Genomic DNA, 26,334 nt, shown 5'->3' with positions numbered 1-26,334 from the left:
CGACAGTGATACTTTGCTCTATCCCAGAGTAGACCTAACCCCCCTAGGGTCAGAAATCCATAACTGGGTTAGCGGTCATTAACTTGAGATGGCTGGAGAATTCGTCATCTGGACGTCGGCGAAGCATTCGTTGAGCATCGGAGAAGGCGGATAGAAGGTGACATTTCCGTTAAATGCCAGCGCAGAGATTGGAAATACCAGCGGCAGCAGGGGGAGGTCCTCGTTCAGCGTTTTCAAGATGCTCGCGTAGGCTGCGGTGCGTTCTTCGCCCGACGGGATCGATCGAGCGAGCATGATTTGTGAGTCAAGTAACGTGGACTTGTATCCGAACTCATTGCCCTTGTTGGCCAAGATGCCCGAAAGGAAGTCGTCGGCTGACCGGTAGCCGCCAGAAAAACCGAGCAGGTGCAGCCCGTTGAACTCGCTTGACAGGACAGTTTTGGCATAGCCGTCGGTCCAGGCGATGGGACGGGGCTTGATCCGGATGCCCGCCTGGGCGAGATCTTCAGCGATTTGCGCGAAGGTGCGTTCAGGCAGCGGCAAGTAGTTGCGCGAGACCCGCAGCGGGTAGGCGAACTCGATTTCCTCGCCCTTGTAGCCAATCCCGGCCAGCAGCTCCTTGGCCAAGGCCACATCATGAGTTGCGGTGTCCTCCGGGTTCGGAATGCTCAGTGATGGAGGCAGGATGGTTGCCGCATATTTGGAGCCCTGGATGAACAACTTGTCGGCCAGTGAGCTTCGGTTCACTGCGTGGGCTATTGCATGGCGGAATTCTGGCTTGGCCAGCCAATGGTTGCGCTGGTCCATCCCGAGATACAGCACGGAAAAAGGGTCACGCTGCACGACGACCTTGGCGCTTCGCACCAGGGTGCGCATGGTGTCCACCGAAACCATGTCAAAACCGTCAATCTCATCGGCCAGCAGGGCGCCTTCTCGATTATAGGGAGAGGGAATGGAAGAGACGAGAACGACTTCAGGATGCTGCTTGTTGTCGGTCAAGCGTGCCGGATTCCAGTATTCAGCAAAAATCTCCAGCCGGACAACGTCATTTTCGAGGGAAACGAATTTATAGGGACCGGTGCCCATGGGCTTGGCAGTCAACGATTGCGCAGGGTTGTCCTTGGGGCCTCCGGTGAGCGCGCTCGGAGCGGCAATCGCCAAGCCCGGAAGCGTCAGGGCTTCAATCAGGTCCGGCAGCCGGCGCCGCAAGTTCAGGGTGACGACATACGTATCAGTGGCCTTGATGGATCTGAAGTGGCTTGCAGAACCACCCTCGGATTTGCCTTTGAAAAGATCCGTGGTGAATTGCTTCTCCAGGTCGGCAAGTTCCTGGAGGCGCTGCTGCTCTGCTGCGAGTTCTTCAGGTGTGGCGTTCTCTTTTTCCTTGGCCGGGATTTCAAGATCCTTGGCCTTGGGCAGTGTGGGAATGTTGTTGTCGTAGTGGAATACGCCGAAGAAACCCTGGGTTGACTGTCTGCTCAGCGATGCCGGGAGCGATTCCCACCGCTTGAAGTTCGCAACTACCGCCTGGGCATTGAGTTCGGTGCCGTCATGAAAATGCACGCCTTGCCGCAAGGTGAAGGTGTAGGTCAGGCCGTCATTGCTTTCAGTCCAGGATTCGGCCAATCCGGCGACAGCTCCGCCGGTATCCGGATCAATATCGATCAGCGTTTCATAGACCTGGCGCGTGATGCGGAAGGACTCGTTGTCGGCCACAATGGCCGGATCGAGCTTGATGGGGGGAGCGGCGGCTGCCAATCTCAGGGTGCGAGGAGCCGGCTTGGCGGACGCGCTAGCTGCAGCGGTGCTTGAAGCCGTGCCCGCGGTGTTTCCAGTGCAAGCAGTTAATGCCAGCGCAGTTGTCGCTAATGTACCGGTCAGCACCGCGCGTCGAGATACGAAACCTAGTGGCAAATCGGGCACTGGGATGGCTCATCTTCCTTTTAGCAAGCAGTTGGCAATTCCACGCACCACCAGAACCGGTGGTGATGTATTGGTATTTATCAAAGATAGCGCACCAAAGCTTAGGCCCCGGGGGCTGAAACTCCCGGGGCCTGGAACTGTCGCCGAATCGTTAGCTACGGTGCACTTGATTCTCGCCGGGCTGCCCGGCCGACCATGCGGCCAGCTGGCGGTGCAGCAGCTTGACCATGCGAGGGAAGAAAGCCGCCGTATTACCGCCATTGTGCGGAATAATCAGTGCGTTGGGGCATTTCCACAGCGGATGATCCCCGGGCAAGGGCTCCGGGTCGAAGACATCGGAGGCGACATGGAGGCGTCCGGACGCGACTTCGGCCACAAGGGCCTGGGTGTCGACCACCGGGCCACGCGCGACGTTGACAATAGTGGCGCCATCGGGGAGTTGTGCAAGCAGCTGTGCATCCACCAAGTGATGGGTGGAATTGTTCAATGGAACGATCAGGATCAGCACCTCGATCTTTGGCGCATAGGCAGCAAGGTCGCTGGCGGCGAGGATCTCGCCATGGTCATCTGTGCGAGCCATGGAGCCAAAGCGCAGCAGATTGACCTCAAAAGGTTCCAGCCGCTTGCGGATCTCCTCGCCGATACCCCCGACGCCAACAAGGCCCACGGTCCGATCGGCCAGTCCTGGCCACTGCTGCGGATTCCAGCGCGCGTCGCGCTGATCGCGGACGGCCTGCGGGAATCCGCGCAGCGAGGCGATCGCCAATCCGATGGCCATCTCTGCTGTTGAAGCCGCGTGGACACCTGCCGCGGTGTTGATATCTGCTCGATCGCCGATGAGTTCCACCATGCCGTCATATCCGGTGGTCTGCGTCTGCACGATTTTCAGGTTCGGCGCTTTGCGGACATTGCGCAAGGCCGCGGGGGCTGCCATATATGGCATCACCGCGATCTCGATGTCTTCGAGGGGTACCTGCGGGTCGGTCTGGAGGTCCCAAAGCACGGGTTTGAGGTTTTCGGGCAAGGAACCGACGGCATCGATGAGTTCTTGGCTTGGGAAAGAAATGGTTCTTTGGGCGCTCATGGATTCACTCTATAAGTGCCGCCAAGACTTGAGAAGTAACCCCTAGTCATATCCTGTAATGAAGGTCACCGCCCATCGGAGCCCATTGAATTTGCGCTGGGGAATAAAGCTGGTAAAGTTTTATCTCGTTGCGAAAGCGCGGAGCTCAAAAAGCTTCTAGAACATCGCAGCGGGCGCCTCTAGCTCAATTGGCAGAGCAAATGACTCTTAATCATTAGGTTCCGGGTTCAAGTCCCGGGGGGCGCACCAACATATTTCTTGGTTAAGCCGATAAGTGTGTTCAAAAAAATAAATAAGCGCCTCTAGCTCAATTGGCAGAGCAAATGACTCTTAATCATTAGGTTCCGGGTTCAAGTCCCGGGGGGCGCACCAAAATCAAGGTTCGAATAGTTGCCACTCATGGCAGCGGTTCGGACCTTGTTTGCTTTCTTTTGAAGTGAACTTCTCCCACGCCCGCCGCCCTTGGCCTGGTGCTATGGCGCACAAGGGAATCCGCGGCATCCAATTCACTGCAGTGGCTGCGTCGAGGTGGCGGGCCCTATCTGCTAATCGTTCACCGGGATGCCGCTTGCGAATAATCCTGGTTGGCGCTCCCGATTCCGGGCATTCCCCGCAAGCCGTTGGCCCGCGGAAAAATTATTTGTGTCTTGGGTTACTAATATTCGCGCCGGTAGTCCAAAAAAGGCTTTGACCTGTTGTTTTGCGTTAATTGACCAGCCGGGCGCCGATTTTTGATTTTGAGCAGTTTCTGTCTATGATTATCTACGTTGCAAAGACGGGTCGTGAAAACGAACTAGTCAGAGCGATATGCGCCTCTAGCTCAATTGGCAGAGCAAATGACTCTTAATCATTAGGTTCCGGGTTCAAGTCCCGGGGGGCGCACAGTTGATCCGATCTGATTCTTCAGATCGGATTTTTTGCATACCGCGATGAGAAGAGGTTCAGCTATGAGTACTTCCGAAGCAACCGCACGCCTGGCTGTAGGCGACCAGGCTCCTGACTTCACCTTGAGTGATGCTGCCGGCAACGCGGTGGCACTGGCCGATTACCGTGGCCAGAAGACCATCATCTACTTCTACCCGGCCGCATCAACGCCTGGCTGCACCAAGCAGGCCTGCGATTTCCGCGACTCGCTGGAGTCGCTGAAGGCGTTGGGGTATCAGGTCCTGGGAATCTCGCCAGACAAGGTCTCCAAGCTCGAAAAGTTTGTCGCCAAGGAAGAGCTGACCTTCCCGCTGCTTTCCGACGAAGACCACGCAGTGGCTGAAGCCTATGGCGCTTGGGGTGAAAAGAAGAACTACGGCCGCGTTTACGAAGGGCTGATTCGTTCGACGATCGTCCTGGATGAACAGGGTGCGGTAACCCTGGCCCAGTACAACGTTCGTGCCACCGGACACGTCGCAAAGCTGCGCCGTGACTTGGGGATTGATCCAAAGTAGGTAGTGGTGGTGCCCGATTTCATATCGGGCAGAACTTCCGTTACACTAAATGAGGTCGCCTTCAAGGATCGTGGTTCTTGGCGTCGCGCCAGCGAGTATGGCGGAATTGGTAGACGCGCTGGATTTAGGTTCCAGTGTCTTCGGACGTGAGAGTTCAAGTCTCTCTACTCGCACCTGATAACCCTGCGGTCCAAGCAATTGGATCGCAGGGTTTTTGCATGCCTCATGGCGTGCCAGTCAGGCGTAGTATCAAAGGACACGGACAGCGAATGATGGTGTCTCTGGACCGGGCAATGGCATGGGGAGGACGATATGGCAGTAGAGCGGTTGCCTACAACCTACGGGCTTGCTGAATCGGATCCAGAGCAGGTACTGATTGACCGGCGGGGCGTTGCCCCTGAGGATCTGGCCCAGATCGAGCGGATCATGGCCGAGATGGGCCGCATGCGGCAGGTTGAGCGCAAGATCATGCGCAGCTCGCAGCGCTACATGCAGTTGAACGAGACCGACATGCGCGCGCTTCGCCAATTGATTGCCGCAAAGAATGCGGGAAGGGTGACCACCCCCAGCGATTTGCGCGCTTATCTCGGGATCTCCAGCGCCTCCGTGACAAAAATGATCGACCGGCTTGAAGCCAATGGGCATGTTCGGCGCAGCCAGCATCCGACGGACCGGCGTTCCCAGTGCATCGAGGTCACCGAGCAGACGCATCTGGCCGCGCGCGAGCAAATGGGGCGGCACCATGCCAAGCGCTTCGATGTGGCCAATTCCCTGACCCCCGAAGAGCGCGAGGTAGTGATCCGCTTCCTGGCGCAGACTACCGACGCCCTGGAGTGGAGCCTGGAGAAGTCAAGCCCCCAGGAGTCCTAGCCGCCGCTAGGGCCGGGGATCGCTCCGTGCTTGTTCTGCGTCTTTCGCGATGTTGGCGATGGTTGCCGGGAAGATGACCCCGTGGAACGGGTAGACGGCCCACCAGTAGCAGCGTCCCCACAGGCCGCGCGGGAAGAATACCGCCCGCTGGATGAGCTCCGTCTTCCCGTTGGCTTGCCGGCCAATGGAGTATTCAAGCCAGGCTTGCCCTGGCACGCGCATTTCCGCCCGCAAGCGCAGCAACTGGTCCTTCTCCAGCGCCTCGACGCGCCACCAGTCCACCACATCGCCCAGGGCCAGGGTGCTGTTCGAGCGGCGGCCCCGGCGCGAGCCCACGCCGCCGGCCAGCTTGTCCATCACCCCGCGCAGCCTCCAAAGCGTCGGGAAGGCGAAGTATGGCGAATCGCCGCCGAGCCGCTGCACCACCTTGAATAGCGCCTGCTCGGTGGCCGTGGTGGTGATCCTGCGCGTATCGGTGTAGCTTTTGCGCCCGGCCCATTGCGGATCCGAAGGCAAGGGCTCGGCCGGGGCCGAGATCGGATGGGCTGTTGCCCAGGTGGTTTCCACCGCGTCCGCATTGATCTTCTCCAGAGCCAAGTGCACCGCTCTGGGGTAGTCGCAGAGGCCTTGCTCAGGCGGCGGGATCAGATCATCAATTTTTCGCGATTGCATCACGCAGTCGTGCTGCAAGGACGCGACCAGTGCCGAGGCCAGGGTGCGGGGCAGTGGCGTGACCAGATTAACCCAATGCGAGGCCAGCCGCGGGGTCAGCAGCGGAAGCGCCCAGACCGCAGGTTCGCGCAGCCCTGCCACGCGGGCGTAGATCTGCATTAGCTGGGCATAGCTGTAGGCTTGCGGGCCGCCGATGTCATAGGCGCCATGGACTGGCTGCTGAAGCTGCGCCGCGGCCACCAGGTAGTGCAGGGCATCGCGAATGGCTATGGGCTGGACCTGGTTGCGCACCCAGCGCGGTGCCGGCATCACCGGCAGCACATCGCTCAGGTGCCGGATCATCTCGAAGCTGGCGGATCCCGACCCGATCACCAGTCCCGCCTGCAGGATCAGCGTGTTCACCGAAGCGGACAGGATCTCGCCCACCGCAACTCGCGATTCCAGATGCTCGCTGAGCTTGCCCGAGGGGTGCAGCCCAGAGAGATAGACCACCTGGCCAACACCCTGCTGCAGTGCGGCTCGTGCCATGACGGAGGCGCAGTTCTTCTCCTGCTCGGCGAAATTGCGGCTTCCGGACATGGAATGCACCAGGTAGTAGACGACCTCGGCTCCGTAGCAGAGCCGGGACACCGCCTCGAGATCCGCCAGATCTCCCTCGATGATTTCCACCTCGGCATGCCAAGGAACGTCGCGCAAGCGCTGGGCATCGCGGGTGAAGACCTTGACCTGGTGCCCCTGGCTCAGCAGCCGCGGGACCAGCCGGCCCCCGATGTAACCGGTGGCACCGGTGACAGCGATCCTGCTCATCGCGGGCCTCCGTTACCACCCGATTTGCCGTGCCAGGCGATCGCGCCGGCTCCCGCCAAAACGGCTGCCGCGCAGCCAAGCGCCGCGAAGCCAACCAAGGCCGACTCGTTGGCGCCGCTCAGGCGGCCAACCCCGATCCACGCTAGGCCCCAGCAGATGGCCACAGGGGCAAATAGATTGCGTGCGTAGAAGCTGATGGCCAGGGCGATGAGGACGGCAACTGCCAGGAGCGCGACGGCCAGCCCGGGGGCCCATGCGGCATCGCTGCCGAAGCCCAGCGACAAGAGCCACGCCGCGGTATTGGCGATGCTGGCCACGGCCACCCATCCGAGATAGAGGCCGAAGGTCAGCCACATGATCCAGTACTCAAGACGCGAGGACGGCGTTCCGGCAAGCATGATTGCCATCATCCACGCCAGCACGGCGACGAGGGTGAAAATAATGGCAACGCTGAATCCCAGCCAGCCAAGCTGCACCACGCTGATCCAGGCCGCATTGAGCAATGCCGAGAGCATCGCCGGACCGCGCAGGGACGCTGCCCAGGCCGAGCGCCGGCCCGAGGGCGTGAGCTGGAAAATGCCATAGACCGCCAGGCCGGCGTAGATCACGCTCCAAATCGAAAAGGCGGGCCCTGCCGGCGCCAGCAATGTCGCGTCAGCGCTGAGATAGCCCCCGGCCACCTCCTGCACCGGGGTGCCGCCCAGCGCGCCGCTGCCGATGAAGGATACGGCGATGGCCGTGATCAGCGAGATGGCCGTGATCACCGGCCAGGTCCAGCTCGGATTGGCAGCAGGGCCTGCGCCCTGCCGCAGTGCGGGTTCATGTGATCGGCTCATGGGGCTGCTCCTGGGGTCGTGGAAACTTTTTTGGGAATCCGGCTCGACAAAACTATATAGTTAAACCATGATGTATCTAGATAAGCTAAATATCAACCCAGCGAGATAAATGATCATGGCAAGTGCACCTCCCTTCCGGAGCTCGGATCTTTTCCGCGCTCTCTTGCGGCTTCAGCGGGCCCATGCGCTCTATGAAGTCCGATGGCGCGCCCGCCTCAATCTGAACGACACGGATCTGAGGACCCTGAACCTCATCCGCTGCTTGAGCGCACCCAGCCCTGGCGAGCTGGCCAAGGAGCTGGGCGTTTCCTCGGCCGGCATCACCGCGGTGCTGGATCGGCTCGAAGCGCGCCACGTGATCCAGCGCCAGCAGCATGCGACGGATCGGCGGCGCACCGTGGTCCATCCCGGCAGCGGCTTCCCCGAGACCACCGGCGAGGGGATCGCGGTGCTGCGCAGCCTGCACAGGTTCTGCGACCAGCTCGATGAACCCTCCCGCCTTGCGTTGCGCGCACTGCTGGGGGAAATCCTGCTCACGCTGCAGGCCGCCGGCACTGGGCCAGCCGATCATTCCACCCCACCAGATTCCCGGAGCAGTGAACTATGACAACGCACGCCAGCACCGATCAATCCCCGCCGGCCGGCCCGCGCATCATGGGCAGCGAAAACGGACTCATCGACGAGGCCACCCGGGCCGCCATCAGCCAGCGGCTTTCGCAGATCGGCTCGCAAGCGCAGCAGCGCACTGCAGCCTATTCCAGCCAGGGCGCTGTGCTGTGGTCGCAGATCACCGGCCGCCTGGCTACCGGCAAGCTGATGCGCCCGGCCTTGGCCATGCTCGGCTACCGCGCCTTCTCGGGCCGCAATGAGCCCCGCGCCATCGACCTGGCCTGCGCCTTCGAGCTGCTGCACAGCGCGCTGCTGATCCACGATGACGTGGTGGACAAGGACTTCGTGCGCCGCGGAGAAGCCACCATCTCGGCGCTCTACCGCGATCAGGCCCTGGCCAGCGGGCGCAGCCTCCCCGATGCCGAGCATGCCGGGAATTCGGTGGGGATTATCGCCGGAGACCTGCTGATCAGCGAGGCGATCAAGCTCGCCGCCCGCGCCGCAGCCGGCACCGACAGCGAGTCCGTCGTGGAACAGGCGTTCTTCCAGGCAATCGAGCAGGCCGGGGCAGGAGAACTGGAAGACCTGCTCTACTCCCTGGGCTCGGCGCCGGCGACCACCAGCGAAGTGCTGCGCATGGAGCAGCTGAAAACCGCCTCCTACTCCTTCCAGCTGCCGCTGCAAGCCGGGGCGCTGTTGGCAGGGGCTTCCATGGGCCAGGCCGAAAACATCGGCACCGTGGGTTGCCAGCTCGGGGTGGCGTACCAGGTCATCGACGATGTGCTCGGGACCTTCGGGGACCCGTCGCGCACCGGCAAATCCGTCGAGTCCGACCTGCGCGAATTCAAGAGCACAATCCTGCTGGCCCTGGCCGCCGAACAGCCCGAATTCGCCCAGATGCTCAAAGAATTCCGCTCCGGCAAGGTGCCAGCCGGGCAAATACGCGACGAGCTGGCCAGCCAGGGCACGGAGCAATTCGCCCGGCAGCTGGCCGAAGCGCTGTGCAGCCGCGCCACCGGATCGGCGGCCTTCCGCGACTTGCCCGAGGGCGCCCAGCAGCTGCTGCGCACCTGCAGCCACCTCATCCTGGAGCGAAGCCGATGAACGCCATGGACCCGCGCGAGCTCGACCCCCGCACCCCGGCACTGCACCTGTATTCGCGCACCGCGCAACGCAGCTCGAAGGTGCTGCTCCGCCAGTACTCCACCTCCTTCTCGCTGGCCTGCCGGTTGCTCGACGCTGACAGCGCGACCCGCATCGCCAATATCTACGCCCTGGTGCGCCTCGCCGATGAAATCGTGGACGGGGTGGCCCTCCAGGCCGGACTCGAGCCGCGTGCCATCGCCGCGTGCCTGGATGACCTGGAAGCGGAAACCGAACGCGCCATGGAACGCGGCTACAGCACCAATCTGGTGGTGCACGCCTTTGCGCTCACCGCGCGTTCCACCGGCATCGGGCCGGAGCTGACCGCCCCGTTCTTCGCCTCGATGCGGGCCGATCTGACCACCGGGGAACACGATGCGCGCAGCCTCGAAGACTATATCTACGGCTCCGCCGAGGTCATCGGGCTGATGTGCCTCCAGGTGTTCATGGCCATGCCCGGCGCCATGCCACTGGGTGCGGAGCAAGAAGCCCAGGCGAAACTGGCAGCCCGCAGCCTGGGCGCGGCCTTCCAGAAGGTCAATTTCCTGCGCGACCTGATGCAGGACAGCCAGGAACTGGGACGGGCCTATTTCCCCGGCATCGACCCCGAAGCCTTTGGCGAGCAGGACAAGCAGCGCCTGGTGGAGCAGATCGATCAGGATCTGGACAAGGCGCGTGCCGGGCTTGCGCTGCTGGCGCCAGCCGCAGCGCGCGCGGTTCGCCTGGCCCACGACCTGTTCCAGGAATTGAACCGGCAGCTGGCCAAGGCCCCGGCCGAGGTGCTGCTGCGGACCAGGATCTCGGTTTCCCCCGGGCGCAAGGCCATGATCGCCGTGCGGGTGCTACTGGCCAGGCAGGGAAAGACGCAAATCAGCCACATCATGGAAGGAGGGCACTAGATGGCCAGCGAAGCACGGGACGTTGTAGTCATCGGAGGGGGATTCTCGGGCTTGGCCAGCGCCGGCCTGCTGGCCGCGCGCGGGTGCAATGTCACCTTGCTGGAACAGCACCCAAGCGTGGGCGGCCGGTCCGGGCGCATTGAGCGCGCCGGCTTCCGCTTCGATACCGGTCCCTCCTGGTATCTGATGCCGGAGGTCTTCGAGCACTGGTTCGAGCTCATGGGAACCAGCGTCGGCGCGCAGCTGGAGCTGCGCGAACTGGACACCGGATACCGCACGTTCTTCCAGGGCCGGCAGGCTCCGGTGGACGTGGGCACCGGGCCGGGCGTCCGCGAGCTCTTCGAATCCCTGGAACCGGGTAGCGCCCCGGCGCTTGAGGAGTACTTGCGCACCGCTGGCAATGGCTATGAACTGGCCTTGAAGCACTTCCTCTATGATGACTTCAGCTCGCCCCGGTCGCTGATGGATCCCCAGCTGCTGCGCCTGCTCCCGCAGCTGGCCGCCTTGCTCGGATCCAGCCTGGAAAGCTATCTCGCTCGGCGTTTCCAGAGCAACGAAATCCGCCAGCTGCTGGGCTATCCTGCCGTATTCCTGGGCTCCAGCCCGGAACGCACCCCTGCGCTCTATCAGCTGATGAGCCACCTGGACCTGGCCGATGGCGTCAAGTACCCGATGGGCGGCTTCGCGGCGGTTGCCGATGCCATGGCAAAGGTGGCAACCGAGCAGGGAGCCAGCATCAGGGTCGGAGCCACCGCCACTGCGATCGAGACCACCACGGGAAAGAAGCCGCGGGTGGCGGCGGTTCACTGGACCGATGCCTCGGGGCAGCGGCAACGCACCGGGGCGCAGGCGGTGATCGGTGCCGCCGATGCGCGCCATATCGACGGCAGCCTGCTGCCATGGCACCTGCAGACGCATACGGCCAAGAGCTTTGCGCGCAGGGATCCGGGCCCGAGCGCCATCCTGGTCTGCCTGGGCATCACGGGGAAATTGCCGGAACTGGAACATCACAATCTGCTTTTCAGCAAGGACTGGAAGGATAATTTCGCGCGCATCCGCCAGGGCCGCGAACTGCAGCCGGAAACCAGCATCTACGTCTGCAAGCCCAGCGCCACCGACCCCTTTATCGCCCCCGCCGATTGCGAGAATCTGTTCATTCTCGTGCCCGCGCCGGCCCTGCCCGAATGGGGGCAAGGCGGCCCGGACGGGCTCGGGGATGCCATGGTCGAGCAGGTCGCGGACGCAGCCATCGACCAGCTGGCGAACTGGGCCGGAATCCCGGATCTGCGCCAAAGGATCGTGGTGCGCCAGAGCATCGGTCCGGCGGATTTCGAACAGCAATACGGCGCCTACCGGGGCGGGGCGCTGGGCCTGGCACATACCCTGGGCCAAAGCGCCATGCTCCGGCCCGGCAATCACAGCAAGAAGGTGCAGGGACTGCATTATGCCGGAAGCACGGTGCGCCCCGGGATTGGCGTTCCAATGTGCTTGATCAGCGGCGAGCTGGCGGCCAAGGCAGTACTGGGCATCACTGGCCCCGGGCCCTTGCCCCACGAGCGCCGAAGCGCCAGCAGCAGGGAAGCGGGAGCATGATCTATCTGGGTATTCTTCTCGGACTGCTCGCCTGCATGGCGCTCTTGGATGCCAAGTGGAAGCTTTTTGTCTTCCGCCACCCGCTGCGCGGGCTGATGGTCCTGGCGTTGGGGACGGGATTTTTTGTGCTCTGGGATGTCCTGGCCATCGGGCAAGGGATCTTCCTGCATAAGCCATCGGAGCTGATGACCGGGATCATGGTCGGCGAGCAATTCCCCTTGGAGGAAGTCTTTTTCCTGGTTTTCCTGTGCTATTGCGCGATGATCGCGGTGACCGGGGCGCAGGCGCTGATCAAGTTCCGCGCGCGGCGAACCCGTGGAAGCTCAAAGGCAGGGGAGGGCGACGGCCATGTTTCTTGAGATGAGCTTCTGGTTTCTCGCCGCAGCGGGCAGCGTGTTCCTCCTCGGCGCCCTGGCCGGCAGGAAAAAGCCTGCCGCCATCGCGCTGCCGGTCCTGGCAGCGATGATGCTGATGCTGCTGCTCACGGCGATCTTCGACAACCTGATGATCTTTGCGGGGCTCTTCGACTATGGGACGCACACCCTTTCCGGCCTGCGCATCGGGCTGGCTCCCATTGAGGACTTCGCCTACGCTGCCTGTGCCGTGCTCCTGGGGCCCGGCCTCTGGTGGCTCTTCGAGGCCTTGGCTTCACGGCGCAAGGACAGCGGCCATTCCATTCCTCCCAACGACAAGGCCTGACTATGCTCCATGGAATCATCACAACCTCGCGGCCGGTGTCGTGGGTGAACACCGCCTACCCCTTTGCCGCCGCCTACCTCTTGGCCGGAGGATCGGTGGATTGGAAATTTGTCGTTGGCACCATCTTCTTCCTGTTTCCCTACAACCTGGTGATGTACGGGGTCAACGACGTCTTCGACTATGAATCGGACCTGCGCAACCCGAGAAAGGGCGGCATTGAAGGCGCGCTGCTGGCCCGCCGCAGCCATCGGATGATCTTGCTGGCGAGCGCGGTCACGGCCGTGCCGTTCCTGGTTGTCTTGGCTTTTGCCGGAAGCGGCATCTCCACTGCGGTGCTGGCAGGGTCGGTTGCGGCGTTGCTTGCCTACAGCGTTCCGGTACTGCGTTTCAAGGAACGCGCTGGACTGGACTCCGTCACCAGCGCCGTCCATTTTGTGTCGCCGGCGATCTTCGGCTGGGTGCTGGCGGGCGCGCCGGTGCACCCCACCCAATGGCTGGTGTTCATCGCCTTCCTTCTCTGGGGCATGGCCAGCCATGCATTGGGCGCCATCCAGGACATCCTTCCCGACCGCGAAGCTTCGCTTGGCTCGATCGCGGTAGCGTTCGGCGCGCGGAGAACGATCTACTTGGTGGCAGGCGCGTATCTGCTCGCTGGGCTGCTGGTCCTGTTCGGAGTACGCGGAATCGGCTCGTTGGCCGGCTTGCTCGCCATTGCCTACATTCTTAATGTGCTTCCGCATCTTGGGGTGCAGGATTCGACGTCCGGTACGGTTAACCGGGCGTGGAAGAGATTTCTGTGGATCAACTACCTGTGCGGATTCCTGCTGACGATGTTGTTGATCTACGCAGCTGTATTCACCCGCTAACCACCAAAGAGAAGTCGAGGATTTGATGGATGTCATCCTGCTTTCCGAAGACGGCCAGCCAGTTGGCGCCATGCCCAAGGAAACAGTGCATAACAGGGATACGCCTTTGCACCAGGCGTTCTCCTGCCACGTCAGGAATTCCTTGGGGCAGGTGCTGATGACGCGCAGGGCGCTGTCAAAAGCGACATGGCCCGGGGTATGGACTAATTCCTTCTGCGGCCACCCCCAGCCGGGGGAGCAGATGGAAACCGCGATCCGGCGGCATGCTGCCGGGGAACTGGGCATGGAGATCCGGGATATCCAGGTAGCGCTGCCGGACTTCCGCTATCGCGCGGTCGATGCCTCCGGCGTCGTTGAAAATGAGATCTGTCCGGTCTTCACCGCCGTGATCGATGGGGACATCGCGGCTAATCCGGCCGAAGTCATGGATTACCGCTGGGTTGATCCCGCGGAATTTGCTGTAGCAGTCCAATCAGCTCCTTGGGCCTTCAGCCCATGGCTGGTCATGCAAGCCGGCGAAATGACCCAGTATCGGACCCGGTAGCGAACACCTGCCAGACCGGCTGCGCGCATAGCGCGGAGGAATAGGAAAACGGTGGATGCCATGCGGCATCCACCGTTTTGCATGAAGGGCCGGTGCGAAACACCGGCTTTGCGGCTATACGAAGTTCTCGGTGCCTTCGATGGTGTTCATGAAGTGGTCCATGAAGTCGGCAAAGTCGTGGGCATCGGATTCCTGGTCAACTTGTGCGCCAACGGTGACGGCATCATCGATGTGGTAATCGATGCTCAGCTTTTCTGGAATGCTGAACCGGAAAACCCTGCCAGTTGAGGTGGCAACTTCGTAGCCGCCATCGCTGAGCTCGGCGAGCTGGTTCACGTTGGTGTTGTTGATGTTGATGGCGTTTTCCGACGCGCGCAAATCGTTCGCGTTGACCGGGGCAATGATGAGTTCTGCTGGTTGGCGACGATATCCGATGACCTTGAGCCCTCCAGAACCGGCAGTTCCGGTTCCAGCCACGAGGTTGTAGCTGGCGAAATTAGGGATCTGCGAGTCGAAGGCCTCGTGGAGACGGGCCTTGACCTGCTCGGCTGGATTTTCGTCTGGGCGGTTGTCCATGACTCCTACTCTACCGATAAGTTTGGACAATTTGATCAGTCACATCATTTATCGAAATGTGTCACGGTTGCGTCATAGGTTATCCGATTGGTCATATTGACAACTAGAATGAGATTTATGAGCCAGGATGCTACGCCAGATATCAAACCACGTTCCCGTGTGGTCACCGATGGTATCCACGCCGCTCCAGCGCGAGGCATGTTGCGCGCTGTCGGCATGGGCGATGATGACTTCGCAAAACCGCAAATTGGCATTGCCAGCTCGTGGAACGAAATCACCCCTTGTAATCTTTCGTTGAACCGCCTTGCGCAGGGAGCCAAAGAAGGCGTCCACGCTGGCGGAGGTTTCCCGATGCAATTCGGAACCATTTCGGTATCCGATGGCATTTCCATGGGGCATGAGGGCATGCACTTCTCGCTTGTTTCCAGGGAAGTCATCGCCGATTCGGTTGAAACGGTCATGATGGCTGAACGCCTGGACGGCTCGGTGCTCTTGGCGGGCTGCGACAAGTCGCTGCCGGGCATGCTCATGGCCGCCGCGCGGCTCAACCTTTCGTCGGTCTTCCTCTATGCCGGTTCCATCATGCCAGGATGGGTGAAGCTGGAGGACGGCACGGAAAAAGACGTCACGCTGATCGACGCCTTCGAAGCGGTCGGCGCTTGCGCCGCAGGACGCATGAGCGAAAAAGACCTCGATGCCATTGAGCGAGCCATCTGCCCGGGCGAAGGCGCCTGCGGCGGCATGTACACCGCAAACACCATGGCATCCATCGGCGAGGCGCTGGGCATGAGCCTTCCAGGTTCCGCCGCGCCACCATCAGCTGACCGGCGCCGCGACATGTTCGCGCACCGCTCGGGCGAAGCCGTGGTGGAGATGCTGCGCAAGGGAATTCGCGCCCGCGACATCATGACCAAAGAGGCCTTTGAAAATGCCATCGCCGTGACCATGGCTTTTGGTGGCTCAACCAACGCCGTGCTGCACCTCTTGGCCATTGCCCGGGAAGCCGAGGTCGACCTATCGCTGAGCGACTTCAATCGGATCGGCGACAAGGTGCCGCACCTGGCAGACCTTAAGCCATTCGGCCGCTATGTCATGAACGACCTGGATCGCGTCGGCGGCGTGCCGGTAGTGATGAAGGCGTTGCTCGATGCAGGGTTGCTTCACGGCGACTGCTTGACGGTCACCGGAAAAACTGTCGCCGAAAATCTGGCCAGCATTGCGCCACCGGATCCTGATGGCAAGATTCTTCGAGCCATGGATAACCCCATCCACAAAACAGGTGGTGTCACGGTGCTGCACGGTTCCTTGGCTCCGGAAGGGGCCGTGGTGAAATCCGCGGGCTTCGATGCGGATGTCTTTGAGGGATCCGCGCGGGTCTTCGAGCGGGAGCAAGGCGCCCTCGAAGCGCTGGATGCCGGGCAGATCCAGGCCGGCGATGTCGTCGTCATTCGCTACGAGGGTCCCAAGGGCGGACCTGGCATGCGTGAAATGCTTGCCATTACCGGTGCCATCAAGGGCGCAGGCCTTGGCAAGGACGTGCTGCTGCTCACCGATGGCCGCTTCTCTGGCGGTACTACCGGGCTGTGCATTGGGCACGTGGCTCCTGAAGCCGTTGACGGCGGGCCCATTGCCTTTGTGCACGATGGGGACCGGATTCGCGTGGACATTTCCGCCCGCAGCTTCGACCTGCTGGTTGATCCTGCCGAGCTGGAAGCTCGAAAGGCTGGCTGGAAGCCGCTTCCCGCCAAGTTCTCCTCGGGCGTCTTGGCCAAGTATGCAAAATTGGTAAATTCGGCTTCGACAGGCGCATATTGCGGCTAATGAAGCCGTGGTCCAGGTGGGTGGGCGCCAAATGCGTCCACTCATTGGACATCCATCTCATATAATGAGATGAACGGGGTGTCTAGTTGAACTTTATCCTTGGGTAGAGAAAACTAGAGACATGCAAACAAACTTCGATGTTCTACTAGTTATCAGGCGCGGAGCCTGAGACGCTGTCGCACTAAGCGGACAGAACATCGGTAACGCGCAAGCCCCCTTTCGTCAGTAGTGACGGCCGCGGGGCGTTTTTTATGCGCAAACGAAGAGATAGAAATGGAAAGGATCCCGATGAGCAACTCAACACCAGCCAATCCGGCGTCGGTTGCGAAGTCAATCAATCGATCTAAGGATGCCGCCGCCGCTGTCTCTTCCGTCGTGGAAGCTTCGAACCCGGTACAGGGTCCGAATAATATCGTTGCTCCCACACAGATGACGGGCTCACAAGCCATCGTCCGCTCGCTGGAAGAACTGGGCGTCAAAGACGTCTTCGGATTACCAGGTGGGGCCATCCTTCCCACCTATGATCCACTGATGGATTCGACCAAGATCAACCACGTCTTGGTCCGCCACGAACAGGGTGCAGGCCATGCCGCACAGGGTTTCGCCATGGTGAGCGGGGAAGTTGGCGTATGCATCGCCACTTCCGGACCAGGCGCAACCAACCTCGTCACCGCACTGGCCGATGCCAATATGGACTCGGTGCCAATGGTGGCAATCACCGGTCAGGTCAATAGCGCCTTTATCGGCTCTGACGCATTCCAGGAAGCAGACATTGTCGGCATCACGATGCCGATCACCAAGCACGCCTTCCTGGTCACCAACGCGGAAGATATTCCCAAGACCCTGGCCAGCGCCTTCTACCTGGCACAGACCGGACGCCCCGGTCCGGTGCTGGTGGATATCACCAAGGACGCGCAGCAGTCGGAGATGACCTTCTCCTGGCCGCCCAAGGTGGATCTGCCCGGCTACCGCGTGGTGACCCGCGGCCACAACAAGCAGCTGCGAGAAGCAGCCAAGCTGATCGCCGCGGCAACCCGCCCGGTGCTGTATGTCGGTGGTGGCGTGATCAAGGCCAACGCCCACGAGCAGCTCAAGGAATTCGCGGAATACATCAACGCGCCAGTGGTCACCACCTTGACCGCCCGCGGTGCCTTCCCGGATTCGCACGAACAGCACGTGGGCATGCCCGGCATGCACGGTGCGGTGTCCGCAGTGACTGCCTTGCAGCAGTCGGACCTGCTGATCACCCTCGGTGCCCGTTTCGACGACCGGGTCACCGGAGTGCTTTCCTCCTTCGCCCCGAACGCGAAGGTGATCCACGCAGATATCGACCCTGCGGAAATCTCCAAGAACCGCGTGGCGGACGTGCCGATTGTGGGCTCGCTGGATGAAATCATCCCGCAGCTGCAAGAAGCCTGCGCAACGCGCTTCGAGAATGAGCCGCAGCAAGATCTTTCCAGCTGGTGGGGCTTGCTCAAGCGCCTGCGCGAGACCTACCCGATCGGCTACACCGAGACCCAGGACGGGCTCTCGGCGCCACAGCACGTCATCCAGCGCATTGGCGAGCTCACCGGGCCAGAAGGCGTGTACGTTGCCGGCGTGGGACAGCACCAGATGTGGGCCGCCCAATTCGTCAAGTACGAGCGCCCGCGCTCGTGGCTGAACTCCGCCGGGCTGGGCACCATGGGCTACTCGGTCCCTGCGGCCATGGGTGCCAAGGTTGCACAGCCGGATCGCGTGGTCTGGGCCATTGACGGAGACGGCTGCTTCCAGATGACCAACCAGGAACTGGCCACCTGCGTGATCAACAATATTCCCATCAAGGTCGCGGTGATCAACAACTCGTCCCTGGGCATGGTTCGCCAGTGGCAGACGCTGTTCTACGATTCCCGGTACTCGAACACGGATTTGAATACCGGGCACGGGACCGCGCGCGTTCCCGACTTCGTGAAGCTGGCCGATGCCTACGGTTGTGTGGGCCTGCGCTGCGAACGCGACGAGGACATCGACGCCACCATTGCCAAGGCATTGGAAATCAATGACCGTCCCGTGGTGATCGACTTTGTCGTCTCGGCCGACTCGATGGTGTGGCCGATGGTTCCATCGGGCGTGAGCAACGACCAGATCCAGATCGCCAGGGGCATGACCCCGGAATGGGAAGAGGAGGACTAGAACATGGCAAAGCACACTCTGTCGGTACTGGTTGAAGACGTTCCCGGTGTACTCACCCGAGTAGCCAGCCTCTTCGCCCGCCGTGCCTTCAACATCCACTCGCTGGCTGTGGGCCCCACGGAAATTGACGGCATCAGCCGCATGACCGTGGTGGTCGACGCCGAGGGGGATTCCCTGGAGCAGGTGACCAAGCAGCTGAACAAGCTGATCAACGTCATCAAGATTGTCGAGCTGCTTCCGGAAACCTCGGTGCAGCGCGACCACATCATGATCAAGGTGCGCGCCGACGCGGCGACCCGCCTGCAGGTGACCCAGGCTGCGGAACTCTTCCGTGCCTCCGTCATCGATGTGTCCACGGACTCGCTGGTGGTCGAGGCCACCGGCAATGCAGCGAAGATCGACGCGCTCCTGGCAGTGCTGGAGCCCTTCGGCATTCGCGAAATCGTCCAGTCGGGCACCCTTGCGGTAGGCCGCGGCGCCAAGTCCATGAGCGACCGCGCATTGAAGATCCTGAGCGCCTAGGGCGCGCAGAAGACTTCTACGGACACGAACTACAAATTTTAGATACTTGGCACCTAGCTTAGAAAATGAGCTAAAAAGCCAGAGCACAAATAAGGAGAACTACAGTGGCTGATCTGTATTACGAAGACGACGCAGACCTCTCGATCATCCAGGGCAAGAAGGTAGCCGTCATTGGGTACGGTTCCCAGGGCCACGCGCACGCGCTGAGCCTGCGCGACTCGGGTGTCGAGGTTGTTGTAGGCCTGGCCGAGGGCTCCAAGTCCCGCGCCAAGGCCGAGGCCGAGGGCCTGAAGGTCGCCACCGTTGCCGAGGCTGCTGCCTGGGCCGACGTCATCATGATCCTGACCCCGGACCAGGTCCAGGCCCAGGTATACACCGAGTCGATCGCCGAGCACCTGGAAGAGGGCAACGCCCTGTTCTTCGGCCACGGCTTCAACATCCGCTTCGGCTTCATCCAGCCGCCAGCCAACGTTGACGTTGCCCTGGTTGCCCCTAAGGCTCCAGGCCACACCGTGCGCCGCGAATTCGAAGCCGGCCGCGGCATCCCTGACCTGATCGCCGTGGAGCAGAACTTCACCGGCGGCGCCAAGGAACTGGCCCTGTCCTACGCAGCAGGCATCGGCGGCACCCGTGCCGGCGTTATCGAGACCACCTTCACCGAAGAGACCGAAACCGACCTGTTCGGCGAGCAAGCTGTGCTCTGCGGCGGTACCTCGCAGCTGGTCCAGTACGGCTTCGAAGTTCTGACCGAAGCTGGCTACAAGCCAGAAATCGCCTACTTCGAGGTGCTGCACGAGCTGAAGCTGATCGTTGACCTGATGTGGGAAGGCGGCATCGCCAAGCAGCGCTGGTCCATCTCGGACACCGCTGAGTACGGCGACTACGTTTCCGGCCCACGCGTGATCACCCCTGAGGTGAAGGAAAACATGAAGGCTGTCCTGGCTGACATCCAGTCCGGCGCTTTCGCCAACCGCTTCATGGAAGACCAGAAGGCTGGCGCTCCGGAGTTCAAGGCACTGCGTGCCAAGGGCGAATCCCACCCGATCGAGACCACCGGCCGCGAACTGCGCTCGCTGTTCTCCTGGATCTCCGATGCATCCTCGGATGACTACGTGGACGGCTCCGTCGCCCGCTAAGCCCAGGCGCTCGCGCGACTTGCGGTAGCTGACAAAAGGTCCGGTTCCCTATCCCCATTTGGGGATAGGGAACCGGACCTTTTCGTTGCGACCGTGTAATACGAAAAGCATGCCTGTTTTGCCTCCGAAGCTTGGGGACAAACCAGACATGCTTTCTTGCGCAATATTGGTGTTAGCGGACTCCGCCAATGTGGCTAGCGCATCGATGCGCGGTAGCCGGCCTTGCGAGCATCAGAAGTGGTTTTGAAGCACTCTTCAGGCTTGGTGCGGTTGTAGTAGGCTCCGCCAGGCACATGGTACTTCCATTCCTTCTGGCTGCCGGTGCGGTTTCCCTTGACCGGGAATCCGGAAGGGCAACTGTAGGACTTTCCGTTCATCTTGACCGAGCGCTTGGCAGCTGCCTTTTTCACGGTCAAGGTCTGGGTCTTAGATACCGTTGAAGTTTTGCCCTTGAGCTGGTACTTTACGGTGGTCTTGACCTTGTAAGTCCCCGCAGCTATCTTGACCGACTTCTTATTCTTGGCAACGGTCTTCTTGCCCTTGGTGACTGTCAAGAAAGCTGATTTGATCTTGACGTTCTTGGCCTTGGCGTAGCTTGGCTTGATAGTTGCCTTGGCATTGCCCTTGACGGTCTTGTTACTGATTTTCTTGATGGTGACCGGTGCAGACTTTTTTGCTGCCACGATACCGATGCTCGGTGCTGACGCCGGTAGCGGTGTTGCCGATGCTACCGCGACACCTGAAAAAGCGAGAGCGCAGGCTGCGATAACAGCAAGCGAGCGCCTAACAATGTTTGTCATTTTTCCTCATGATTCAGAGTACGAGTGAAGAACTTGAATGTTCCAGTATTGATTCTAATACGGAAGGATCAATTCTTCACTCGTGAATATCACGCCACCGGAGAAATGGAAAAAGCGAGCTCTGCCAAGATTTATTCGCATCATGAATGCTCATGGCCGCTTCACACTAGGATTGCGTCCGGCGAAATAGACCCAGGCTGCGGCTGCCAGCACCGCGGCCCCGGCAATCACCGACCACCAGGGGAAACCGGGAATGTCCGGTGCCTTGCCCAGGGCGTTGAGATCTTCAATCGGCGTGGGCAGAATGCGTTCGGCTGTGACGAGCATTCGATGGGAATTGATGCCCAGCGGGGTGCAAGTTACCAGCGTAGCGAGGTCTTTCCCGTATTGGGGAACCAAGGATTTGGTTTCATCCGGGAGCACAGTTTGGGTTTCGATCACTTGATAGGAGAGCACTTCTCCGAGCACTTCAATGGTGAAGGTATCTCCGATTTTCAACTTTGGAAGGTCATTGAACAGCGTTGCATCTGGAAGGCCGCGGTGTGCTGTGAGCACCGAATGCTGGGAGATGCCGCCCACGGGTAAAGCTGTTCCTTCGAGATGCCCGACTCCGCGCTCCAAGGTTGCGGCATCGGTGCCGTGGTAGATGGGCAAGTCCACGGTGATCGCTGGAATTCTCAAGCGTCCCATCAGGCCGTCATCAGATACTTTGAGCAGCTGATCGTAGGACTGGCTATTGCCTTGGCGCCCGTCGCTGGTCGGTACATTGCTAGCGGGGGAGAGCAGGGCACCTCCGACAAGTTGCTGGTTGTACTCATGTGCCTTGTCCAGCTCTGCCTGCAAGCGATCCGGTTCATCTTGTGATATTTCGGAGGAGATCATGCCAATGGTCTTGGACTGGTTGTACTGGGCAAACCAACTGGCAGTGGATGGATAAAGCAGTGTCAGCGCGCCAAGAAGAAATACGCTCGCAATAGCCAAGGTCGCTACAGGCACCTTCCAGCCCCGGGGAGCCTTCGAGGTGTTCGTGTCCTTCTGGTCCACTGCGGACATGGAATGCTCCTCTTTCTCAGGTGTAGACAGAGATCATGGCGAACTTGGCAAGCTTTTTGCAGGGAGTTAAACCGCAGAAGCGGGGGAACGGTTAATCCCCGTCCTCCCACTTCTGCGGCCTGTCAGCATAAATTTGCTGGTCTTCGCTTACTCAGCGCGGCGCTGGCGTGCTCGCCGCTGTACCAGAACGGCACCACCGGCTACAGCCATGAGGCCGATACCTGCCAAGGTGAATAGCAAGGTACCTTGTGCACCGGTCAGTGGAAGATCCGGTCCATCGGCCTTGTGGTTGGATATTGTCAGCTCGGCGGTGGCACCTGCATCCACCGCGGGGACCTCGGACCACGGATTAGCAGGAAGAACAAATCCTGCCGGAGCAACAGTCTCCCGCACCCAATAGGTTTCGGTGAGATCATCATCGATACCCACGTGGACCTGCCAGATGATTTCGCCGCTGTCGTTGGTCGTGGCAGTGGCGATCGGATCACCAGTCGGTTCACCATCTACGGGTGCCTCGGCGTAGAGCTCTAACTTTGCGCCGGCCAGAATCTGGTCGCCTTCATCCGTCTTGATGAGCTTGATGGTGCCCAAGTTGGTGTTGGCAGGATCCTTGACCGTAGTCCCGTTGATGGTCAGGCTCGCCTCGTTGACGACCTTCCCGTCCTCGGGGATGGCATTGACCGTGGTAACCATGCTGATGGTGAAGGTGGCTTCCCCTGCACTATCAAGCTTTGCCAGTCCGGAACCGGTCAACGAGATCTCCGTATTGTCAGCCGAGATTTCATAATCGGCCGCATCCAGTGGTGCGCCGTTGAGCGAAAGCGCGCCCCAGGAGACGAAGGTCAATTGCCCAGGCAGCACGTCGGTGAGGGTGAATGACTCGTAAGGAAGATCAGAAGCGGGAACAGTCGTTTCCAGCGTCCACGTGACGTTGTCGCCCAGCAGCTGAGCGGTGTCGTCCACCGTCTTGCTCAGGTTGATTTCATTAAGCAGGTTCTTTGGATACACGTGAACGTTGTAGTTCCACGACCCATCCTCATTAGGATATGGAACAGTTACCCAGAACGGATCATGTTTCTGGCTGATCAAGTTGTCGCCGGACTTGGTTTCGGTGACCAGGTACAGTCCCAAATTCAAGCCGGAGAATGTGGCCACCCCCGAGGCGTCCGTTGTCGTCGCTGTGCTTGCTCCCAGCGTGTATTCAGCGGAGGGAAGCGATGGCGCGCTTCCGGTAGACGTCACTGCCTCCGAGAGTTCCCAGCCTTCAGCGGTGCTCAAATCAATGGGTGATCCATCATGCAGTACCTGCTGCAAGGTGAACTCAACCCCGGCCAGTTCCTTGTCCAGGCCTGGATCTGGAGTGATTTCATTGCCATCGCCCGCCTCGCCCGGCGTAGCCGAGGACTTGTGGATGCTTATGGAACCGGTCATGCCCGAATCAATGCCCGGTGCATCGTCGGCAGCAGCGGCGGTGGCCCCCAATAACCCCGCCCCAGCCAGCGCTAGCGCGCTTGCTCCGGCAATCAACTTGCCGAGTCGTTGTTCGCTGAACACAATTACTCCTCATAAATGAAATGCGAATGATTGCGGTACCGGCCCCCAATTAATACCGGTACCGCGGCTTATGCGGCGGTTCGTTCAACTAGCGGATCATGCGATCGCGCCGAGTCTTCCAGAACCTGCCTCCTAGTACGCTCAACCCCAAGATCAGGATCGCTGCGCCTAGAAGATAAACGTGGTCACGTCCGAAACCGCCGGTGAGCGGTAGAACTGGACCAACCTGCTGCTCATTGACTACGGCAGCAAGTTCAACCTGCAATGCCGTGCCTTGAACAGTGAATTCATGGATGGTGTCATCTCGCTGGTAACCAGGAGGTGCCAGCAATTCGGCCAGGGTGTAATCGCCCCAGGCCAAGTTCTCGATGGTGAACTTGCCGGCAGCTGCGTCCCGGTCTGCTCCCGTGCAGGGGTCCTCGGTGCAGTCAGTGATTTCCACTGACTGCGAGTCTTCGCCAGCCGGGCCGGTGAGTGTCCACGTGGCACCGGCCAGAAGGCGATCCTGTGTGTCGGTTTTGGTCCACGTCACGGAACCTGGCTTGGCCGTGTTGACGATGGTGCAGGTGGCTTGTTGGCCCAGTTCCAATGAAATGGTTTCTCCTGTTTGCTCACCAGTTCCGGTGCAGTTCCACGCGCCTGCCTCATACCCGGCGGGCCCGGACTCGGCCAGTGCATAGCTTCCGGCAGGAAGCTGCGCTTCGGTGATGGCCGGTTGGCCTGTCATGCCGGTAGCTGTGACGGCAGGGTCTGCGGTATTGGTTGCAGTTAGCGTCCAATCAGAGACCTGCGAGGTGCCGGAGAAGTCGTCATTATCCAGCTCCTTGACCAGTGTCAGCTGCTGCACGCAGTCCACCGTATTGACGACGTCAACGACGTTTGGATCTGGCGTAACCGTCATAGTGTGCGTTGCTTGGTCGGTCTCGACCCCGTCGATGGAGGTCAGGACGGAACACAAGTCCGGAAGATCTGAGACGGTTTCCTCGATAACCACGTCGTCGCCGACGAGGTAGCCGTTGATCTCCGTGCCGAATTCCTTCTCGGCCCCATCAACGCTGAGCTGCGCTTTGCCAACGGGCTGGTCCCCGTTTGCGTATTCCTCGCCGTTGACTATCCATGTCTTGGTCACGGTCAGTGCGACTTCGGCAGTATTGGTGAAGGTGCACGTGACCTTGTCTCCCGCAGCGATGCTCACACCGTGGGCCTCCGAAACAGGATGAGAACTTCCGCAGTCGATATTGGTGAGCTGGTAGCCGGGTGCACCATCGGACTCCGACAAGGTGTAGTCGCCGGGCGAAACCGGGGCTTCTGTTACCGTGTCGCTTCCGGAACTGCCTGCCAGTGCAGTGGGACCTGTGGCCTTCAGCGTCCAGCTATCAGCCGCGGCGTTGCCAATGACTTTCTTGACCAATGTCAGTTGCGTGCAGGTCACGGTATTTGTCACCAAGTAGCTGTTCTTGCCAACGGCAAGAGCATGTTGCCCGAGATCCCCGGATGCCTCGTAATCGCATCCTTGGGGGACTTGAACATCAGCCTCGGCAACTGTAATAGTCTGCCCCGCCTGATAGCGCGTGTTGTCGCTCTTCTTGGAATACTCAGTGCCAAATTGTGCCGCGTTCTGCCCGGTGAGTTCCAGCGTTGCGTCGAATCCCTCCGGTTGCTTGCCGTTTTCGTAGCTGTGCCCGTCGATGACCCACGCCTTGTCAACAACAACGCTTGAACAGGTGCTCGGGATGGCCAGAGAGATCGGCATGACCCAATCCTTGAGGGCGGAGGTGTCGCCAGAAGCACTGGAGCGGATGTTCAGTGTCCCGTAATTTCCACTGCAATCCGCTTCGCCGAACAGCGTGGTCAAATTCAGCGCAAATTCCGCAAAGAGGCCTTTTTCAAGATTGGCTGTTCCATTGAAATTCTTGATGATGCCGTTGTTCGCCTTGCCGGTGAATCCGGCCAGATTCGGCAGTGCATTCCAGGTTCCGCTGGTTGTTCCAGTGGATGTCCAGACATCGGCGCGAGTCAGCACCAGATCATTTTGCCCATTCTGGTTGACCAGAAGCCGCAGGTCGCCGGTGCTTCGCTGCGGGGAGGGAGACGTGCTAGGCGAATTGCCCAGGGCATTGAGCTCCACGACCAGCTGCGCAGTGCCATTGCCTGTGGCGCGTTCGAAGCCGAGGTATGCATAGACCTGATTGCCCACGGTACGCTGCAAAGCGTAGACATTGTGCACATCGGACTTGTCACCTGCGGTGTTGACGCCACTGGTTTGGCTTGCGCTCCATGGCCAGTCTCCTTCGCTGACACCGTTGGTGAATTGCGTATTGTCAGAAACCCCATCATTGGCAGTGGGCCCCGAAAGCGTTGTGGTCCAGTCATCTACAAGGTTCGAGCAAAGATTTCCATCGATTTCAAAATTTCCGATGACTGAATTGCCGAATTGCGGGTCGCTGCATGTTGCCGCTGCCGCACCGGCGCTCAATTGCTTCTCTTGGACCGTCGCAGATTCGCTGGGTTCAGCCGTTGCTGAGGCGCTCGGTGAAGCTGCAGCGGTCGCGCTGGGGGCTTGGGTCGAGGATTCTTTCGTGATCTCGACGCGGGTCACTGTCTTTTCGCTTTTAGTGGTTGCAGATGGCGTCACCGACGGCTCGACCAGTACGGTCGTGGCCAACGTCGGGTCAGGATTTTCAGACGGGACGGTAGCAGTATCAGGCGTGCTCGA

General features: G+C 60.4%; 23 protein-coding genes and 4 tRNA genes. 18 read left to right on the top strand and 9 right to left on the bottom strand.

Annotated elements, in window-relative coordinates; translation table 11 throughout:
- Positions 1–78: 78 nt before the first annotated feature.
- Together AC6CHO_RS09805 and AC6CHO_RS09800 are read right to left on the bottom strand one after the other, a co-directional pair.
- The gene (locus AC6CHO_RS09805) at positions 79–1,923 is read right to left on the bottom strand and encodes an ABC transporter substrate-binding protein (RefSeq protein WP_498214835.1); all 1,845 of its coding nucleotides are present in this window, start codon (positions 1,921–1,923) and stop codon (positions 79–81) included.
- A gap of 151 nt (positions 1,924–2,074) precedes the next feature.
- Positions 2,075–3,007 carry a 2-hydroxyacid dehydrogenase gene (locus AC6CHO_RS09800; protein WP_498214834.1) on the bottom strand — a complete coding sequence of 311 codons (933 nt, stop codon included), beginning with the start codon at positions 3,005–3,007 and terminating at the stop codon, positions 2,075–2,077.
- A 173-nt stretch (positions 3,008–3,180) separates the two neighbouring features.
- On the opposite strand from AC6CHO_RS09800, the gene AC6CHO_RS09795 reads away from it, so the two are divergent.
- The 6 genes from AC6CHO_RS09795 (at position 3,181) to AC6CHO_RS09770 (ending at position 5,316) form a co-directional block, all read left to right on the top strand.
- Positions 3,181–3,256, top strand: a tRNA-Lys gene (locus AC6CHO_RS09795).
- A 47-nt stretch (positions 3,257–3,303) separates the two neighbouring features.
- Positions 3,304–3,379: transfer RNA gene (locus AC6CHO_RS09790), tRNA-Lys, on the top strand.
- 437 nt (positions 3,380–3,816) lie between these two features.
- Positions 3,817–3,889 (top strand) — tRNA-Lys (locus AC6CHO_RS09785).
- A 65-nt stretch (positions 3,890–3,954) separates the two neighbouring features.
- On the top strand, positions 3,955–4,446 hold the full coding sequence (bcp, locus tag AC6CHO_RS09780) for a thioredoxin-dependent thiol peroxidase (protein WP_498214833.1): 492 nt from the start codon (positions 3,955–3,957) through the stop codon (positions 4,444–4,446).
- Between the two features lie 91 nt (positions 4,447–4,537).
- Positions 4,538–4,619 (top strand) — tRNA-Leu (locus tag AC6CHO_RS09775).
- A gap of 139 nt (positions 4,620–4,758) precedes the next feature.
- Positions 4,759–5,316, top strand: a complete 558-nt coding sequence (locus tag AC6CHO_RS09770) for a MarR family winged helix-turn-helix transcriptional regulator (RefSeq protein WP_060701386.1) — start codon at positions 4,759–4,761, stop codon at positions 5,314–5,316.
- A gap of 6 nt (positions 5,317–5,322) precedes the next feature.
- On the opposite strand, the gene AC6CHO_RS09765 is transcribed toward AC6CHO_RS09770, so the two are convergent.
- Entirely contained in the window at positions 5,323–6,795 is a 1,473-nt protein-coding gene (locus AC6CHO_RS09765; RefSeq protein ID WP_498214832.1) for an SDR family oxidoreductase, read from the bottom strand.
- Positions 6,792–7,631, bottom strand: coding sequence for a TspO-related membrane protein (locus AC6CHO_RS09760; RefSeq protein WP_498214831.1), 840 nt, complete (start codon positions 7,629–7,631; stop codon positions 6,792–6,794). The genes AC6CHO_RS09765 and AC6CHO_RS09760 overlap by 4 nt, the downstream gene beginning before the upstream one ends.
- Positions 7,632–7,746: 115 nt before the next feature.
- On the opposite strand from AC6CHO_RS09760, the gene AC6CHO_RS09755 reads away from it, so the two are divergent.
- Genes AC6CHO_RS09755 through idi form a run of 8 tightly spaced genes read left to right on the top strand, consistent with a single transcriptional unit; the run spans position 7,747 to position 13,984 of the window.
- Positions 7,747–8,238, top strand: coding sequence for a MarR family winged helix-turn-helix transcriptional regulator (locus tag AC6CHO_RS09755; protein WP_171919880.1), 492 nt, complete (start codon positions 7,747–7,749; stop codon positions 8,236–8,238).
- Positions 8,235–9,344, top strand: a complete 1,110-nt coding sequence (locus AC6CHO_RS09750; RefSeq protein WP_498214830.1) for a polyprenyl synthetase family protein — start codon at positions 8,235–8,237, stop codon at positions 9,342–9,344. The genes AC6CHO_RS09755 and AC6CHO_RS09750 overlap by 4 nt, the downstream gene beginning before the upstream one ends.
- A complete protein-coding gene (locus tag AC6CHO_RS09745; protein WP_498214829.1) occupies positions 9,341–10,282 on the top strand; it encodes a phytoene/squalene synthase family protein in 942 nt (313 codons plus the stop codon). The genes AC6CHO_RS09750 and AC6CHO_RS09745 overlap by 4 nt, the downstream gene beginning before the upstream one ends.
- Complete coding sequence (gene crtI / locus AC6CHO_RS09740) at positions 10,283–11,875, top strand: phytoene desaturase family protein (RefSeq protein WP_498214828.1); 1,593 nt, start codon at positions 10,283–10,285, stop codon at positions 11,873–11,875.
- Complete coding sequence (locus AC6CHO_RS09735) at positions 11,872–12,234, top strand: lycopene cyclase domain-containing protein (RefSeq protein WP_498214827.1); 363 nt, start codon at positions 11,872–11,874, stop codon at positions 12,232–12,234. The genes crtI and AC6CHO_RS09735 overlap by 4 nt, the downstream gene beginning before the upstream one ends.
- On the top strand, positions 12,224–12,574 hold the full coding sequence (locus tag AC6CHO_RS09730) for a lycopene cyclase domain-containing protein (RefSeq protein WP_498214826.1): 351 nt from the start codon (positions 12,224–12,226) through the stop codon (positions 12,572–12,574). The genes AC6CHO_RS09735 and AC6CHO_RS09730 overlap by 11 nt, the downstream gene beginning before the upstream one ends.
- Positions 12,575–12,576: 2 nt before the next feature.
- A complete protein-coding gene (locus tag AC6CHO_RS09725; protein WP_498214825.1) occupies positions 12,577–13,440 on the top strand; it encodes a prenyltransferase in 864 nt (287 codons plus the stop codon).
- A 25-nt stretch (positions 13,441–13,465) separates the two neighbouring features.
- Complete coding sequence (gene idi / locus AC6CHO_RS09720) at positions 13,466–13,984, top strand: isopentenyl-diphosphate Delta-isomerase (RefSeq protein WP_146278125.1); 519 nt, start codon at positions 13,466–13,468, stop codon at positions 13,982–13,984.
- Between the two features lie 114 nt (positions 13,985–14,098).
- Here idi and AC6CHO_RS09715 read toward each other — a convergent pair whose 3' ends face one another.
- Positions 14,099–14,560, bottom strand: coding sequence for a hypothetical protein (locus AC6CHO_RS09715; RefSeq protein WP_146274961.1), 462 nt, complete (start codon positions 14,558–14,560; stop codon positions 14,099–14,101).
- 117 nt (positions 14,561–14,677) lie between these two features.
- On the opposite strand from AC6CHO_RS09715, the gene ilvD reads away from it, so the two are divergent.
- The 4 genes from ilvD to ilvC all read left to right on the top strand — a co-directional run bounded on the left by ilvD (position 14,678) and on the right by ilvC (position 20,211).
- The gene (ilvD, locus tag AC6CHO_RS09710; RefSeq protein WP_498214824.1) at positions 14,678–16,381 is read left to right on the top strand and encodes a dihydroxy-acid dehydratase; all 1,704 of its coding nucleotides are present in this window, start codon (positions 14,678–14,680) and stop codon (positions 16,379–16,381) included.
- A 288-nt stretch (positions 16,382–16,669) separates the two neighbouring features.
- Positions 16,670–18,553: an acetolactate synthase large subunit gene (locus tag AC6CHO_RS09705; protein WP_498214823.1), complete on the top strand. Its 1,884-nt coding sequence runs from the start codon at positions 16,670–16,672 to the stop codon at positions 18,551–18,553.
- A 3-nt stretch (positions 18,554–18,556) separates the two neighbouring features.
- Positions 18,557–19,075, top strand: coding sequence for an acetolactate synthase small subunit (gene ilvN, locus AC6CHO_RS09700; protein ID WP_498214822.1), 519 nt, complete (start codon positions 18,557–18,559; stop codon positions 19,073–19,075).
- A 104-nt stretch (positions 19,076–19,179) separates the two neighbouring features.
- Positions 19,180–20,211, top strand: coding sequence for a ketol-acid reductoisomerase (ilvC, locus tag AC6CHO_RS09695; protein ID WP_498214821.1), 1,032 nt, complete (start codon positions 19,180–19,182; stop codon positions 20,209–20,211).
- Between the two features lie 194 nt (positions 20,212–20,405).
- On the opposite strand, the gene AC6CHO_RS09690 is transcribed toward ilvC, so the two are convergent.
- The 4 genes from AC6CHO_RS09690 to AC6CHO_RS09675 form a co-directional block, all read right to left on the bottom strand.
- Positions 20,406–20,894 (bottom strand): sunset domain-containing protein, encoded by a 489-nt coding sequence (locus AC6CHO_RS09690; protein WP_498214820.1) that lies wholly within the window; start codon positions 20,892–20,894, stop codon positions 20,406–20,408.
- A 267-nt stretch (positions 20,895–21,161) separates the two neighbouring features.
- Positions 21,162–22,064 carry a class C sortase gene (locus AC6CHO_RS09685; protein WP_498214819.1) on the bottom strand — a complete coding sequence of 301 codons (903 nt, stop codon included), beginning with the start codon at positions 22,062–22,064 and terminating at the stop codon, positions 21,162–21,164.
- 147 nt (positions 22,065–22,211) lie between these two features.
- The gene (locus AC6CHO_RS09680) at positions 22,212–23,618 is read right to left on the bottom strand and encodes a SpaH/EbpB family LPXTG-anchored major pilin (protein WP_498214818.1); all 1,407 of its coding nucleotides are present in this window, start codon (positions 23,616–23,618) and stop codon (positions 22,212–22,214) included.
- Positions 23,619–23,706: 88 nt separating this feature from the next.
- Positions 23,707–26,283 carry a SpaA isopeptide-forming pilin-related protein gene (locus AC6CHO_RS09675; RefSeq protein WP_498214817.1) on the bottom strand — a complete coding sequence of 859 codons (2,577 nt, stop codon included), beginning with the start codon at positions 26,281–26,283 and terminating at the stop codon, positions 23,707–23,709.
- Positions 26,284–26,334 lie beyond the last annotated feature (51 nt).

It is taken from the genome of Glutamicibacter sp. GQ173, assembly GCF_059759215.1.
This window is presented reverse-complemented; position numbering and strand designations above follow the sequence as displayed.